This window comes from Acetivibrio ethanolgignens, from assembly GCF_001461035.1.
Lineage (GTDB): Bacteria > Bacillota > Clostridia > Lachnospirales > Lachnospiraceae > Velocimicrobium > Velocimicrobium ethanolgignens.
Window position 1 is genome coordinate 16402 of the sequence record NZ_LNAM01000113.1, and the last position, 13872, is coordinate 30273.

A 13872-nucleotide genomic window follows, 5' to 3' on the forward strand; every position below is an offset into this window, starting at 1 on the left:
AAAATTATGCTTACATTTGAGTCCCCATTCACCCCGGAAGCCAAAGCCTTTGGTCCCTCTGGCTCCCCACCGGAGAAGCTTTTATATTTTGATATAGAAACCACTGGTCTGTCAGCAGATACCAGCAGCCTGTACCTGATTGGCTGCCTGTATTACCGTGATAAATCCTGGTACACAATACAATGGTTCGCAGATGATTACCAGTCAGAAGCGACTCTTTTAACCGCTTTTTTTACTTTTATGGAAGCCTTTGACATTCTGATTCATTATAACGGCACTAGTTTCGATATTCCGTATCTTCAGAAAAAATGTCACCAGCACCGGCTCTCCTTTTCCTTTGATAAAATCCAGAGTCTGGACATTTATAAGGAGCTGACACCCTATAAAAAGCTGCTCCCTCTGCCAAATTTGAAACAAAAAACGGTCGAAAAAGCTCTGGGTATCTGCCGGAAGGATAAATATGACGGTGGCCAGCTGATACAGGTTTATGTAGAATATATCCACAAAAAACTAAAACAAGAAGACGGCTGTGAAACTTGTCTTTCCCTTCTGCTTTTACATAATTGTGAGGATTTACAAGGACTTTTACAAATCAGCAGTCTCCTTCTTCCACCTACAATTTCCTCCTGCAGCGGTAATGTTTTATCCGGAAATGAAATTTCTTTTGAACTTTCTCTCCCCTACCGCCTTCATACTTCTTTTTTATGCAAAAAAAATGCTGTCCAGCTAGCCCTGGAAGGAAATTGTGGCAGGCTTACTCTTTTCCCCCTTGTAGGGGAACTGAGATATTTTTATCCAGATTACAAAAATTACTATTATCTTCCTATGGAGGATACTGCTATCCATAAAAGTGTTGCCACTTATGTAGAAAAGGAATACCGCCAAAAAGCAAAAGCCAGTAATTGCTATACCCGAAGAAAGGGCTGCTTTCTTCCAGTTCCTCCAGGCTTTTTCTTTCCGAAAGAAACTCCTTTATTTTATCAGGAATACAAGGAAAAGACAGCTTGGTTTGAAATAACAGAGGATTTTTTAACAGATTCATTCTGTCTCCTGGCTTACCTGAAGGAATCTCTGAAATAAAAATGACAGAGCCTGTAATAAAGCTCTGTCATTTTTTACTCCCATTTTCTTAATTGCCGCTCTGCAAATAACTCTTCTACAATTCTATGGTATTCTGCCAGCTTATCTGTTTTCTTGATTTTCTTCATATAGGCTTCGCTATCTTCAAAGCTGTGCCCCAGATAAAACCATAGCTCCTTCATCTTATACAGTACGGTTCTATCTCCTGACAGCTCTTCTTCATAATCCTTGCAAAGCCGCTTAAGAAACTGATAAAGCACTTCCTTTTCCATCGGCTTTCCTGTCTTTATTTCCTCCAAAAGACCCGGATTTACCAAAATTCCTCTTCCCAGCATAGTACATTCTATTGCCGGAAGGCTCTGAACCAATTTCCTATAATGCTTTGGTGTGAAAATATCTCCATTGTAGCAAAACTCTGCCTGGCTATTTTCAACAATTCTTTCCAATGGCAACAGATGTACCGGTTTCTTATAAAAATCCTTCTGAACCCTTGGATGAAGAATCAACTCCTCCAGAGGATACCTGTTATAAATTTCCAAAAGCGTGTCAAACTCTTTCTCAGCTTCCATTCCCAGCCGGGTCTTGATAGAAATTTTCATCTCTTCCTTTTGATAAATCTCTTCAAAAACCTTTTCTAAAAAAGCATCCAGTTCCCCAGGATATCCTAAAAATCCGGCACCTTTTTTCTTTGTAATTACAGTTCCAGAAGGACAGCCAAGATTAAAATTAATTTCCTGATAGCCAAATTCCTTTAGCTTTTTTGCAGTATCAATAAAATATTCTGCATTTGCTGTTAAAATCTGCGGAACTACATATTTTCCCTGATTATGCTCCGGCAGAATATCCTTTTTTTCCTTTGTAGTAAAGCATTTCTTCGTATTCGGGGAAATAAATGGTGTAACATATTTGTCCATGCCACCAAAGTAATCTGCCCACGCATTCCGAAAAATGTACCCTGTAATTCCCTCCAGGGGCGCTAAATAAAATTTCATATGTATCCTCTCTCACCAAATTAAAAGCAGTTTAGCGGAGCGTTTTTTATTTGATAGGACGAACCCTCCTATCGAATAAAAAGGCCTCCGGTTTCCCGAAGGCCCTATTTCCCGCATCTTATTCAGCAGAAATAATCTCTTTTTTGTTGTAGCTTCCGCAAGCCTTGCAAACTCTATGAGGCATCATTAACTCGCCGCACTTTGAGCATTTTACCAAGTTTGGAGCAGACATTTTCCAGTTAGCTCTTCTCTTGTCTCTTCTTGCTTTGGAAGATTTATTCTTTGGACAGATTGACATGGTCACACCTCCTTATAATTCTTGAAGATATCTTGGATTACTGACATTCTTGGATCACCTACAAAGGTATCACACTCGCAGGTCTCCTTGTTCAGATTCTTCCCACAGACTGTGCAGATACCCTTACAATCCGGAGAACATAAAACCTGCAGTGGAAACCCAATCAAAATCTCATCAAAGATTAGTAAGTCTAAATCCAGGTTATATCCATCAATATAGTTTAATTCATCCAACTCCTTGATTCTGTCAGCATCCGAATCATTAAAATCCAATTCCTTTGATACCGAAATATCAAAAGGCAGGTTAACTTCCTCAAGGCATCTTCCACATGGAACGCTCAAAACTACCCTTGCATTGGATTCCAGCAGCATCCGCTTCTCACTTAACACCGTAAAGTCAAGCTGGACTGCCGACGCCTCTGTCACAGGATACATTTCTGTTCCAACAGGAACGCTTTTAAGCTCCAGAGGAGCTTCCATGTGCTTTTTTTTCTCTTTTGCGGTCATGATTTCTGATAATAAAATCATCATCCTTGCATACCAACCCTTTCAAAAAAAGGACATATAAACACACTCTTTGTATTATAGCTACTTAGAAAGTATTTGTCAACCTCTTTTTTATCAAAACTCTAAACTAGATTAATGCTACTGTCTCTCTTGCAATAGCCAGCTCCTCATTGGTTGGGATAACATACAGCTTAACCTTAGAGTCATCTGCAGAAATTAAAGCTTCCTCTCCACGGATATTGTTTCTTTCCTCATCAAGTTTTGCTCCCAGATAACCAAGGTAGGAAACAATATTCTTTCTGGTTGTCTTATCATTCTCCCCCAGACCAGCAGTAAAGGCAATGGCATCTACACCATTCATAGCTGCAGTATAAGCACCAATGTATTTTGCTACTCTATATACGAAAGCCTCCAGTGCCAGCTTAGCCAGCTCATTTCCTTCTAAAGCAGCCTTATCCAGATCTCTAAAGTCGCTGGAAACGCCACCAGACATACCTAATACACCAGATTTTTTATTTAATACATTCAGCATCTCACTTACAGTCAGGCCTTCTTTATTTGCAATAAACTCAACAATAGCAGGATCTAAGTCACCACTTCTGGTTCCCATAATAAGACCCTCTAATGGAGTCAGACCCATGCTGGTATCTACACACTTACCATTTACAACGGCAGATACGCTGGCACCATTACCCAGATGACATACGATAACCTTAGAGTTGTTTGCATCCAAGCCACTAATCTCTAAAAGCTTTTTGGAAACAAAGCTGTGGCTGGTTCCATGGAAGCCATAGCGACGAATGCTGTATTTCTCATAATATTCATGAGGAATTGCATACATATATGCCTTCTCCGGCATTGTCTGATGGAAAGCAGTATCAAATACAGCAACCTGAGGAGTACCTGGCATAGCAGCCTCGCAGGCATTGATACCGATTAAGTTTGCAGGATTGTGAAGAGGTCCTAAATCAAAGCAATCCTTGATAACCTTCTTTACATCCTCATTTACAACGATAGAATCACTGTAGTACTTTCCGCCATGCAGAACACGATGTCCTACAGCAGAGATTTCTTTAATATCCTTAATAACGCCTGCCTTTTCATCCACCAGAGCATCCAGTACCAGCTTAACAGCCACCTGATGATCCGGCATTGGCTGCTCAATAACCAGCTTGTCCTTGCCAGCTGGAGAATGAGTCAGCTTTGAGCCTTCGATACCAATTCTTTCACATAAACCCTTTGCCAATACACTTTCATCTTCCATATTGATTAACTGATACTTTAAGGAAGAGCTTCCGCAATTAATAACTAATACGTTCATTTTTTACCTCTTTTTTCTCTAATATTTTCGTTTTCTATTATAAAGCTGCCTGAACAGCTGTAATAGCTACAACACCTACAATATCCTCTGCAGAGCAGCCGCGGGATAAGTCGTTAACCGGCTTTGCGATACCCTGGGTAATTGGGCCATAAGCCTCTGCCTTTGCAAGTCTTTGTACCAGCTTATAGCCGATATTTCCAGCATCCAGATCTGGGAATACCAAGACATTAGCCTTACCTGCAACCTCGCTGCCAGGAGCCTTGGAAGCACCTACAGAAGGAACAATAGCAGCATCTAGCTGGCACTCACCTTCAATCTTATACTGAGGATAGTCAGCCTGGGCAATTTTTGTTGCCTCTACTACCTTATCAACATCCGCATGCTTTGCACTGCCCTTGGTAGAGTGGGAAAGCATAGCTACTAATGGTTCCTCTCCAACTAAAGCCTGGAAGCTCTGTGCAGAGGAGCCTGCGATAGCTGCCAGCTCTTCTGGGTTTGGATTCTGGTTAAGACCACAGTCAGCAAATACAAAGGTTCCATTTGCACCCAGCTCACAGTCTGGAACTACCATGATAAAGAAAGCACTTACCAGCTTGGTCCCAGGTGCTGTCTTTAAAATCTGAAGAGATGGTCTTAAAGTATCTGCGGTAGAATGACATGCACCGGATACCATACCATCTGCATCGCCAGCCTTTACCATAATAACACCATAATATGTATAATCAGTCGTCAGGATTCTGCGTGCCTCCTCTGGTGTCATGCCTTTTTTCTTTCTCAATTCAACAAACAAATCTACATAGGCCTCAAGCTTATCAGAGGTCTCCGGGTCTACAATCTTAGCCTTGGAGATATCCAGATCTCCTGCCAGCTTCTTAACATCTGCTTCCTTACCAATCAGAACTAAGTCAGCAATGTCCTCCTTCTGAATCTGGGCTGCTGCCTGAAGAGTACGGATGTCTTCTGCCTCCGGCAGTACGATAGTCTTTCTGTTCTGTCTTGCTTTTTCTTTAATTCCATTAATAAATCCCAAGTTAAACACTCCTTTTATGATTATTTTACATTCAGATTTATTATAGTCCATATTTTTCACCCATACAAGGGGAAATTTTTATTTATAACATTTTTTAAGATTTATAAATACTTTTAAGTGTGGTATACTTTAAAAAATAAGAATCAAAGGAGGAGCCTTCCATGAAAACCGTAGGATTAATTACCGAATACAATCCCTTCCACAACGGCCACCGCTATCATATCGAAAAGGCCAAGGAGCTGACTGGTGCTGACACAGCTGTCGTTATCATGAGCGGCAATTATGTTCAACGGGGAACTCCTGCCATTATAGATAAGTATACCCGTACTTCCATCGCTCTGGAATACGGTGCTGACCTTGTTTTTGAGCTTCCGCTCTCCTACAGTCTGTCCAGTGCAGAGGGGTTTGCCCGCGGTGCGGTAGAAAGCCTCCATACCCTGGGCTTCATCGACTGTCTTTGCTTTGGCAGTGAAAGCACCAGCCTCTTAGAAATGAAGAAGCTGGCTAAGCTTCTTGCAGAGGAGCCACAGGAGGTTTCTTCACTCCTTAAAGAAAATATTAAAAATGGCATGTCCTATCCAAAGGCCAGGATGACAGCCCTTCTTACCTACCTCGGAAATCCCTCCTCCGAAACGGAAGCCTTGCTCTCAAGCCCTAACACATTATTAGGTCTTGAATATCTAAAGGCTCTCTATCAGCTCGAAAGCCCAATAGAACCCTTTGTACTGCAGCGGACCGGTATGGAATACCATGACAGCTTTCACTCCGGCTCCTCTTTTAACTCTGCAACGGCTCTCCGTAGCTGCATCACTGATTCTGTCAATAAAGAAAAGATTTTTTCACAGTTAAAGAAAAATGTACCGGAGGCTGCTCTTTCCCTTATGGAACGTAAATATCAGGTCTCCTTTCCTATTACAGAAGATGACTTTTCAAGCCTTCTTTACTACAAGCTATTAAGCGAAGATTCCCAGAGCCTTGCTAAATATGCAGATATGAGCTCAGAGCTTGCCTTCCGGATGAAGAATCTGTTAGAGGAATATGAAAGCTTCTCCTCCTATGCTGCTAAAATCAAATCCCGTCAGTACACTCTGACACGGATTTATCGTTGCTTTCTGCATATTCTTCTGGATATGTATGACCTGCCGGACACCCTTCCTTACCTGCGTCTTTTAGGTCTTAAGAGAGAATCCAGTCTCCTCTTAAATAAAAAGAACCTCCATACGGCGGTTCCAATTATTACAAAGCCGGCTGATGCTGTTTCACAGCTACCACCCTCCTCTCTTCCTTACTGGGAGCTTACGGTAAAGGCTACCCGGCTTTACAACCATATTGTCAGCAAAAAGTTTGGAACCCGGTTAAAGGATGATTACCGGGCCCCGATTATTATACGATAATATGAAGCTTTTATATAGAATTCTTATTTAGAAAATTTCCTAATATCCTGTGTATCAGCAAAATAAATTCATCGCTTTCGCTCGCAAAAACCGGAATTTTAGGAAAATCGTTTCTAAAGATGTTATGATTCCTGTCTTTTCAACGGTAGGACAACCCAAGGAGACTGTATATCAGGGTGAACACAAGCTTCGCAAACTTTTGTGCCGCTCTTACAGGCTTTTGAGTAAAACCTAACCGCAGTAATCGGATGTCTGAGGTATGTTCTATCCTTCTTTTATAGAACATACCGAGTTGCAATTACTGCGGTTTTATCGGGACTTTATGAAAAAGCCTGTCTAGAGCGGCTAAAAAGTTTTCGGCTTGTTTTCATCTGATATACAGTCCACCTTGGGTGGTTCTCTCGCGAAAGAGACAGGAAACATTTAATTTTTACTTCTTATTGAATAAAATAATGAGGGTCCGGCATACATTGTATTAATTGCTTTTAAGGAAGTCTGTTATGAAGTCTTTTCGCCAGCTTTTTTCACCCTCTTCTCTTGCCTGTCTTTTTCTTTTACTGCTGCTTTTTATATTTCCCGCAGAGGTTTTGACAGGTGCAAAAAGCGGCTTAAAGCTATGGTTTCAGATTGTTCTTCCTACCCTTCTGCCCTTTTTAATTACTACAAATCTTTGCATGGAGCTTCATATTCCAGAGCTGTTTCCATCTTTTTTTTATCCAGTATTTACTGGCCTTCTATCTGGCTATCCTGTAGGTGCAAAGGCCTGTGCCGATATGCTTCGTACCGGCAGGCTTAGTCAGGTACAGGCTCAATTTTATCTATCCTTTTGTAACAATGCAAGTCCCATGTTCGTATTAAACTACCTGCTTTTACAGTCCCTTTCGATAAAAAGCTCCCTTTGGCTTCCTCTCCTGCTTTTTTACGGATCCACCTTTTTTAGTGGTGGTCTGTTTTATTTGTTTCATTGCAATGCACTAAAAAGTAAAAAAATAAATCCAAAAGGACTTATAAATTCTCTGTCAACAGATGCCAAGGCAAATACTAGCTTTTTCCCAGCCTTGGATACTTCCATTATGACTGGATTTATCATCATCACAAAAATCGGAGGCTATATCCTTCTTTTTTCGATTCTGGCTTCCCTGATATCAGCCTTTCTCCCGATAGCTCCAGTGGCAAAGGGTGTACTGATCGGTTTTCTGGAAATTACAACCGGTATCCGTTATCTGACCGAGCTTTCCCTGCCTAAATCCCTGCTTTCTACCCTGACACTGGCCCTTACTACCTTTGGCGGTTTTTCCAGTGCAGCCCAGACCAATAGTGTGATTTCCGGCTCGGGACTGTCTATCTGGACATACCTGAAATATAAAGCCCTGGCAGCAATCATCTGCACAGGGCTATGTATTCTGGTGTATTTTTTCTAGTCAATATCCTCTAAAAAGGTATCTGCATCAAAATTAAACTCTTCCATATTGAAAGCGTCCTCTTCTCCATCACCCAGCTGTATACCATCGGAATCTTGTACTGCTCCAGCTGCTGGATCCATACCAAGCTCTGCACGATTATTCTGAACCACAGTAAGGCTATCCTTAAGCATCTGGGTAAGTCCCTGATAGTGGTTCATTGCTCCCTCATAAGCAGTAGATAAGGCTTGCTCTGCATTGGAAAGAAGATCATTGGTGTAAGAAAGAGCTCCCATGCGAATCTGGTCTGCCTCTGCATTTGCCTCTTCTAAAATTCTCCTGGCCTCCTCTGTCGCCTGTGTGACAACCTGGTTTGCCTGTTCAAAGGCCTGCTGCATAATCTCTGACTCATTCACCAATGCCTCAGAACGCTTTTTCGTCTCTTCAATGATATTCGCAGCCCTTTCCTCTGCATCAGCCATAATGGCTTCTCTATTCTGTAATACCTTCCGGTATCTCTTGATTTCATCTGGTGTACGAAGACGAAGCTCGTCCAATAAATCATACAGCTCATCCTTCGGCACAATTACCTTATTACTGGATAATGGCTGTGGTCTGCAGCCTTCAATAAATTCATAAATATCCTCTATTGACTGCTCTATTCTGCTGGTACCCATACATACAACTCCTATCTCTTATTTGCTTTTTCTTTTAATTTATACGCAACCGCTTCCGGTACAAATTTTGTTACATCTCCATGGTACATTGCAATTTCCTTTACAATGCTGGAGCTTAAATACGCATACTGCGTACTTGTGGTAAGATAAATCGTATCCACTCTCGGATTCAGGGCATGATTCATCTGAGCAATCTGAATCTCATATTCAAAGTCAGTAACCGCCCGAAGTCCTCTTACAATGGCATCTGCACCGATTACTTCTACATATTCTGCCAAAAGACCATCAAAGGAATCAACTACAACGTTGGTAATATCCTTTGTAACCTCACGAATCAATTCCACTCTTTCCTCGGCAGTGAACATGGATTTTTTAGCACTGTTATTTAATACGCCAATATAGAGCTTATCAAACAGCTTTGCAGAACGTTCAATAATATCCAGATGACCGAAGGTAACTGGATCAAAACTTCCAGGGTAAACACCAATTTTCATAATTTCCTCCATTCTATACAAGGCAGTTTCAGCTTAGCCTCACAAAGATATGCTTGTTGGTTTTATACTCTTTTACCTTCTCAATGATAAATCCCAATTCTTCCACATCATCAATTGTTGTTTCTAAAGAAGCCTCAAAAATAATAAGGCTTTCCTCCGTTATTAATTGACTGTTTTTTAAGTAAGCAAGTACCCTTTTTTCAAAATCCTGTCTGTAGGGTGGATCCATAAATACGATGTCAAAGGCCTTTTTCCCTTCTAGGAAGGCAAAAGCTGACATAATATCCATTGGCACCACCTGTGCCTTAGACTCCAGCCTTGTTTTTTTTAAATTTTCCCTGATACACTCTAAAGCCTTTTTATCCTGCTCTACAAAAACGCACTCTCCAGCCCCACGGCTTAATGCCTCAATACCAATAGCACCGCTGCCACTAAAAAGATCCAGAAATCTGCAGTCACACAGCTCACTTTGTAACATATTGAATAAGGTTTCCTTTATACGATCTGTCGTGGGCCTTGTAAAAAGCCCCGGCGGTGTAATTAAGGGGATTCTTCTTGCCGTTCCTGCAATAACTCTCATAGTAACCTCACTCTATCTAAAAATCTTCAATCATCTTCAAGTATATTGCAAACCCACCAATATTTCAATAGAAAAAAGAAAAAAAGAGTGGGGAAATTTACCATTTCCCCACCCAAAGTCTTCGGACCTACTGTCCAACCATTTTCTTTTCCTGTTCAGCAATCATTTTCTTTACCATCATACCGCCAACACTACCGTTCTGACGTGCTGTCAAATCGCCATTGTAGCCCTGTTTTAACGGTACTCCGATTTCAGATGCTACCTCAAACTTAAACTTGTCCATAGCAGCCTTTGCTTCAGGAACCTCAACTCTGTTTTTACTAGCCATAATAAACTCCTCCATTTCTTATCTGGAAACTATCTCTCCTTCTCCAGATAATTGATTTTGTTGTTTGTTACGTCCTTAGTATCTGTGGTCCCACACTTTTTTACACATGAAATGGTTTCCAGAATATTTAAAAATTACATTTTTCAACGTCCTCAAAAAGCACCTGCTTTAACTGCTCCAATGTTGGTGCTTCATAGGTAACAATTCGATTGGCTTGATTTACCATGATTTTTTCAAAAAGATTGCGGATACCTCGGGCATTGCCAAAACACCGAAAATCCTCTCTTTCAAATTCTTCCAATCTTTTTCTTACATAATACACAGCCTTTTTATCCAGCTCAACTCCTGCCTTAACTGCCATTACACTTAAAATGTCAAGAAGTTCTTCTATCGTATAATCTGCAAAATCAATAAATTTATTAAAGCGGGAAACCAGTCCGGTATTTGATGCTAAAAACTCCTTCATTTCTTTACGGTAGCCTGCTACAATCACAACCAGGTCATCGCGGTGGTCCTCCATAACCTTTACCAGCGTATCAATAGCTTCTCCACCAAAATCATTTTGCACACCGCCGGTTAGAGCATATGCCTCATCAATAAAAAGGACACCTCCGATTGCCTTTTCACAGACCTCCTTTACCTTAATGGCTGTCTGTCCTACATAACCAGCTACCAATCCAGAGCGGTCTGTTTCTACCAGAGTACCCTTAGATAAAATTCCCAGCTCCTTATAAATCTTAGCCACCAGACGAGCAACGGTTGTCTTTCCCGTCCCTGGTTCTCCGGTAAATACCATATGGTAAGACATCTCCATCGCTGGCATATGAAAGCTTTCCCTCATTTTCCGCACCTTAATCAGATTAATCAGGGAATTGATTTCCATTTTTACCTCTTTTAAGCCTACCAAAGCATTTAGCTCTGCCAGATATTCCTCCAGCCGGGAAGCTTCTTTCTCCTCGGCCTCTTCCTTTGGAGCAGCTCTTTTTTCTTCCTGTATCGGCTCTTCTGCTTCTGACTTTTCCATCTGATACAGCTGGCTTAAGGCACCAGCAGATATCTCTGCCTTCTGCTGCCGTTCCTCTTCCTTTATTTTTTGCAGTTCACATTCAAAGCGGTCACTGCTTATCTTTCGGAACATATATCTTGGATTGATAAGCTCCTGCACTCTATTCTGATTAAGAAAGGCGGAAACCGTTTCATAATACCTCTGGATAAAGCCATTGCTTTCATTGTTCCTCTTATTGTCCAAATTCGCCATACTCAAAAGAATATTTAAAAAATTGTCGAAAAAGTAGGCTGAAATATCTGATTCCTGCTCTGTATCCCGGACACCGCACAGCTGCAAAAGAATCGGAGGTGAATTCAATGCCGCCTTTAGCTTTTTTGAAATTTCATCATTTTTCTCTTCCCAAAGGTTCAAATCAATCATATTATGCTTCGGAATCTCCTGAATAAATTCCTTTTCCTTTTCCTCCAGGCGGTTGCATTCCATAGCAAAGCTGATTAGCACTGCCTGCAGATATAAATCCAAAAACTCCTGCACAGAATGCTTTAGCACCTGCTGTGGCTGTTTCCAATACCCCTCTTCGTCCAAAAGACTACAATAAGCTGTCAGCCGCTCGTAGTTCTTTCTTGCAAGATCAATCAGCGTATCATTCGAATATGACGCCATCCTTTCTCCTCCTCCCATAAGCTTCTATAAGCTTAAATCTGTTCCATAAGCCAGAAGCTTATTTTTAAGGCCTGTATGTTTTTTTAGCATCAGCCCAATATCCTTTTCACTAACCCTTCCGGCAGCCAAAGCTGCTTCCTTTAAAATTGCCGCATCATTAAATATATCTGCCATCTTAAACTCCAGCATACCGCTCTGGCGGATTCCAAAAAGATCTCCTGGTCCCCGAAGCTTCAAATCCTCACCAGCGATAAAAAATCCATCATTCGACTGATTCATAATTTCCAGCCGTTTTTTTGTTTCCCTATTTTCAGCATTACTCATTAAAATACAGTAAGACTGATCCTTTCCTCTTCCAACACGGCCACGCAGCTGATGCAGCTGTGCCAGTCCAAAGCGTTCTGCATTCTCAATCATCATTACCGTTGCGTTTTTTACATCTACACCAACCTCAACAACGGTCGTAGATACCAAAACCTGTATCTCCCCAGAAGCAAAGCGTTCCATAATTTCGTTTTTTTCCTTCGGTTTCATCTTCCCATGAAGATATTCTACCACAAGATAAGGCGGCAGCATAGTCCTTAAATTTTCTGTATAATCAATTACATTTTCTGCCTCAATATTTTCACTTTCCTCTACCATTGGACAGATAATATAAGCCTGATGCCCCTTTGCAGTCTCTTTTTCAATAAACTTGTAGGCCGTAGGCCTGTAATTTTCATTCACAACACAGTTTTTAATTGGCAACCGATTGGCTGGAAGCTCATCAAGAACAGACAAATCCAAATCACCATAAAGGATAATAGCCAGAGTTCTCGGTATTGGTGTTGCACTCATAACCAGAATGTGCGGCTCCTCTCCCTTTTCAGCCAGCTGCTGCCGCTGCCGTACACCAAATCGGTGCTGTTCATCGGTAATTACCAGCCCCAGCCTTTTATATTCGACCTTTTCCTGAATCAAAGCATGGGTTCCGATTACAATATCAATATTCTGCTCCCTAATTCCTTCATATACCGTCCTTTTCTCTTTTGCCGTCATAGAGCCGCACAGCAGACCTATATGTACTCCAAAGGGTTCTAAGGCATGTTTTACATTTTCAAAATGCTGCTGTGCTAAAACCTCTGTCGGAACCATCAGGGCCCCCTGAAAGCCATTTTTTACTGCCATTAAAAGAGCCAGAATGGCCAGAATCGTTTTTCCAGAACCTACATCTCCCTGAATCAAGCGGTTAGCCACCGTTCCACTCTGAAAATCCTGCTGCAAGTCCTGCCATACCTTTTTCTGAGCATTCGTAAGCTGGTACGGAAGAGAACCAACAAGCCTCCGACATTCTTCTACTGGTTTCATAACAAAGCTGCTTACTTTTTTTTCCTTTTGTGTTTTCAGCTGATTCATCGCCAGGGAAAAAAGGAAAAATTCATCGAAAACGATTCTTCTTCGTGCCGCAAGCATCGTTTGTTCTCCCTTTGGAAAATGAATCTCCTTAAGGGCAGCCTTTCTATCCATCAGATTGTAATCCCGACGAAGCTCGTAAGGAAGATAGTCCCCCGTTAAATCCGTTTCCTTTAGAGCCTGTCCCACTGCCTTTGTGACCGCATGATTGGTAAGCCCCTGCGTCAAGGGGTAAATAGGCTGTAAAAGATTTTTTCTGTTAAAATACTCTTCTTTTGTAAGAATTTTAGGCTGTTCCATCGTAAGGCTGCCATTTTTACGGGAAATCATGCCACGGAACAGATATTTTACTCCCGGCTTCAGGGTATTCTTTAAAAAAGGCATATTAAACCAGGTAAGCATAATATCACCACTCCCGTCCCGAACACGACAGGTAAGAATTGTAAGACCTCTCACACGACGAAGAACCGGTGCAGCCACTAAAGATGCCTCGATTACCGCAGTTTCACCAATTTTCAGCTGGGCTACGGAAAGTATTTCTCCATAGGTCTCATAGCCTCTTGGATAATGCTCTAAAAGCTCCTCTATTGTAAAAATATTTAATTTTGCAAACAGCTTTTCCGTCTTTTCACCAATTCCTTTTACCACATCTATGCGGTCTGTCAGCTCCATTCTTCTATTCCTTTCCTACCAAAAATTCTCTGTTCG

14 protein-coding genes are annotated in these 13872 nt (G+C 41.4%); 3 read left to right on the forward strand and 11 right to left on the reverse strand.

The features are described 5' to 3' along the window. Positions 1 to 6: 6 nt before the first annotated feature. Positions 7 to 1080, forward strand: a complete 1074-nt coding sequence (locus ASU35_RS06475) for a ribonuclease H-like domain-containing protein (protein WP_058352232.1) — start codon at positions 7 to 9, stop codon at positions 1078 to 1080. Positions 1081 to 1115: 35 nt separating this feature from the next. On the opposite strand, the gene ASU35_RS06480 is transcribed toward ASU35_RS06475, so the two are convergent. The 5 genes from ASU35_RS06480 to pta form a co-directional block, all read right to left on the reverse strand. Beyond that, positions 1116 to 2072, reverse strand: coding sequence for a tRNA dihydrouridine synthase (locus tag ASU35_RS06480; RefSeq protein ID WP_058352233.1), 957 nt, complete (start codon positions 2070 to 2072; stop codon positions 1116 to 1118). 118 nt (positions 2073 to 2190) lie between these two features. Further along, entirely contained in the window at positions 2191 to 2370 is a 180-nt protein-coding gene (rpmF, locus tag ASU35_RS06485; RefSeq protein WP_058352234.1) for a 50S ribosomal protein L32, read from the reverse strand. Between the two features lie 2 nt (positions 2371 to 2372). Continuing rightward, positions 2373 to 2900, reverse strand: coding sequence for a YceD family protein (locus tag ASU35_RS06490; RefSeq protein WP_083504168.1), 528 nt, complete (start codon positions 2898 to 2900; stop codon positions 2373 to 2375). Between the two features lie 103 nt (positions 2901 to 3003). Beyond that, positions 3004 to 4197, reverse strand: coding sequence for an acetate/propionate family kinase (locus ASU35_RS06495; RefSeq protein WP_058352236.1), 1194 nt, complete (start codon positions 4195 to 4197; stop codon positions 3004 to 3006). Between the two features lie 37 nt (positions 4198 to 4234). Continuing rightward, positions 4235 to 5227: a phosphate acetyltransferase gene (gene pta / locus ASU35_RS06500; RefSeq protein WP_058352237.1), complete on the reverse strand. Its 993-nt coding sequence runs from the start codon at positions 5225 to 5227 to the stop codon at positions 4235 to 4237. Between the two features lie 161 nt (positions 5228 to 5388). Between pta and ASU35_RS06505 the strand changes: the two genes are divergently transcribed. Continuing rightward, positions 5389 to 6621 carry a nucleotidyltransferase gene (locus ASU35_RS06505; RefSeq protein WP_058352238.1) on the forward strand — a complete coding sequence of 411 codons (1233 nt, stop codon included), beginning with the start codon at positions 5389 to 5391 and terminating at the stop codon, positions 6619 to 6621. Between the two features lie 500 nt (positions 6622 to 7121). Further along, a complete protein-coding gene (locus ASU35_RS06510; protein WP_058352239.1) occupies positions 7122 to 8042 on the forward strand; it encodes a hypothetical protein in 921 nt (306 codons plus the stop codon). Here ASU35_RS06510 and ASU35_RS06515 read toward each other — a convergent pair. From ASU35_RS06515 to recG, 6 genes are all read right to left on the reverse strand, one after another. Continuing rightward, positions 8039 to 8698, reverse strand: a complete 660-nt coding sequence (locus ASU35_RS06515; RefSeq protein WP_058352240.1) for a hypothetical protein — start codon at positions 8696 to 8698, stop codon at positions 8039 to 8041. The genes ASU35_RS06510 and ASU35_RS06515 overlap by 4 nt on opposite strands. 11 nt (positions 8699 to 8709) lie before the next feature. Further along, positions 8710 to 9192: a pantetheine-phosphate adenylyltransferase gene (gene coaD / locus ASU35_RS06520; protein WP_058352241.1), complete on the reverse strand. Its 483-nt coding sequence runs from the start codon at positions 9190 to 9192 to the stop codon at positions 8710 to 8712. Positions 9193 to 9220: 28 nt separating this feature from the next. After that, a complete protein-coding gene (gene rsmD, locus ASU35_RS06525; RefSeq protein ID WP_058352242.1) occupies positions 9221 to 9772 on the reverse strand; it encodes a 16S rRNA (guanine(966)-N(2))-methyltransferase RsmD in 552 nt (183 codons plus the stop codon). A gap of 127 nt (positions 9773 to 9899) precedes the next feature. Beyond that, entirely contained in the window at positions 9900 to 10100 is a 201-nt protein-coding gene (locus ASU35_RS06530) for an alpha/beta-type small acid-soluble spore protein (RefSeq protein ID WP_058352263.1), read from the reverse strand. Between the two features lie 127 nt (positions 10101 to 10227). Further along, on the reverse strand, positions 10228 to 11772 hold the full coding sequence (locus tag ASU35_RS06535; RefSeq protein ID WP_058352243.1) for an AAA family ATPase: 1545 nt from the start codon (positions 11770 to 11772) through the stop codon (positions 10228 to 10230). Positions 11773 to 11796: 24 nt separating this feature from the next. Then, positions 11797 to 13836: an ATP-dependent DNA helicase RecG gene (gene recG / locus ASU35_RS06540; protein ID WP_058352244.1), complete on the reverse strand. Its 2040-nt coding sequence runs from the start codon at positions 13834 to 13836 to the stop codon at positions 11797 to 11799. Positions 13837 to 13872 lie beyond the last annotated feature (36 nt).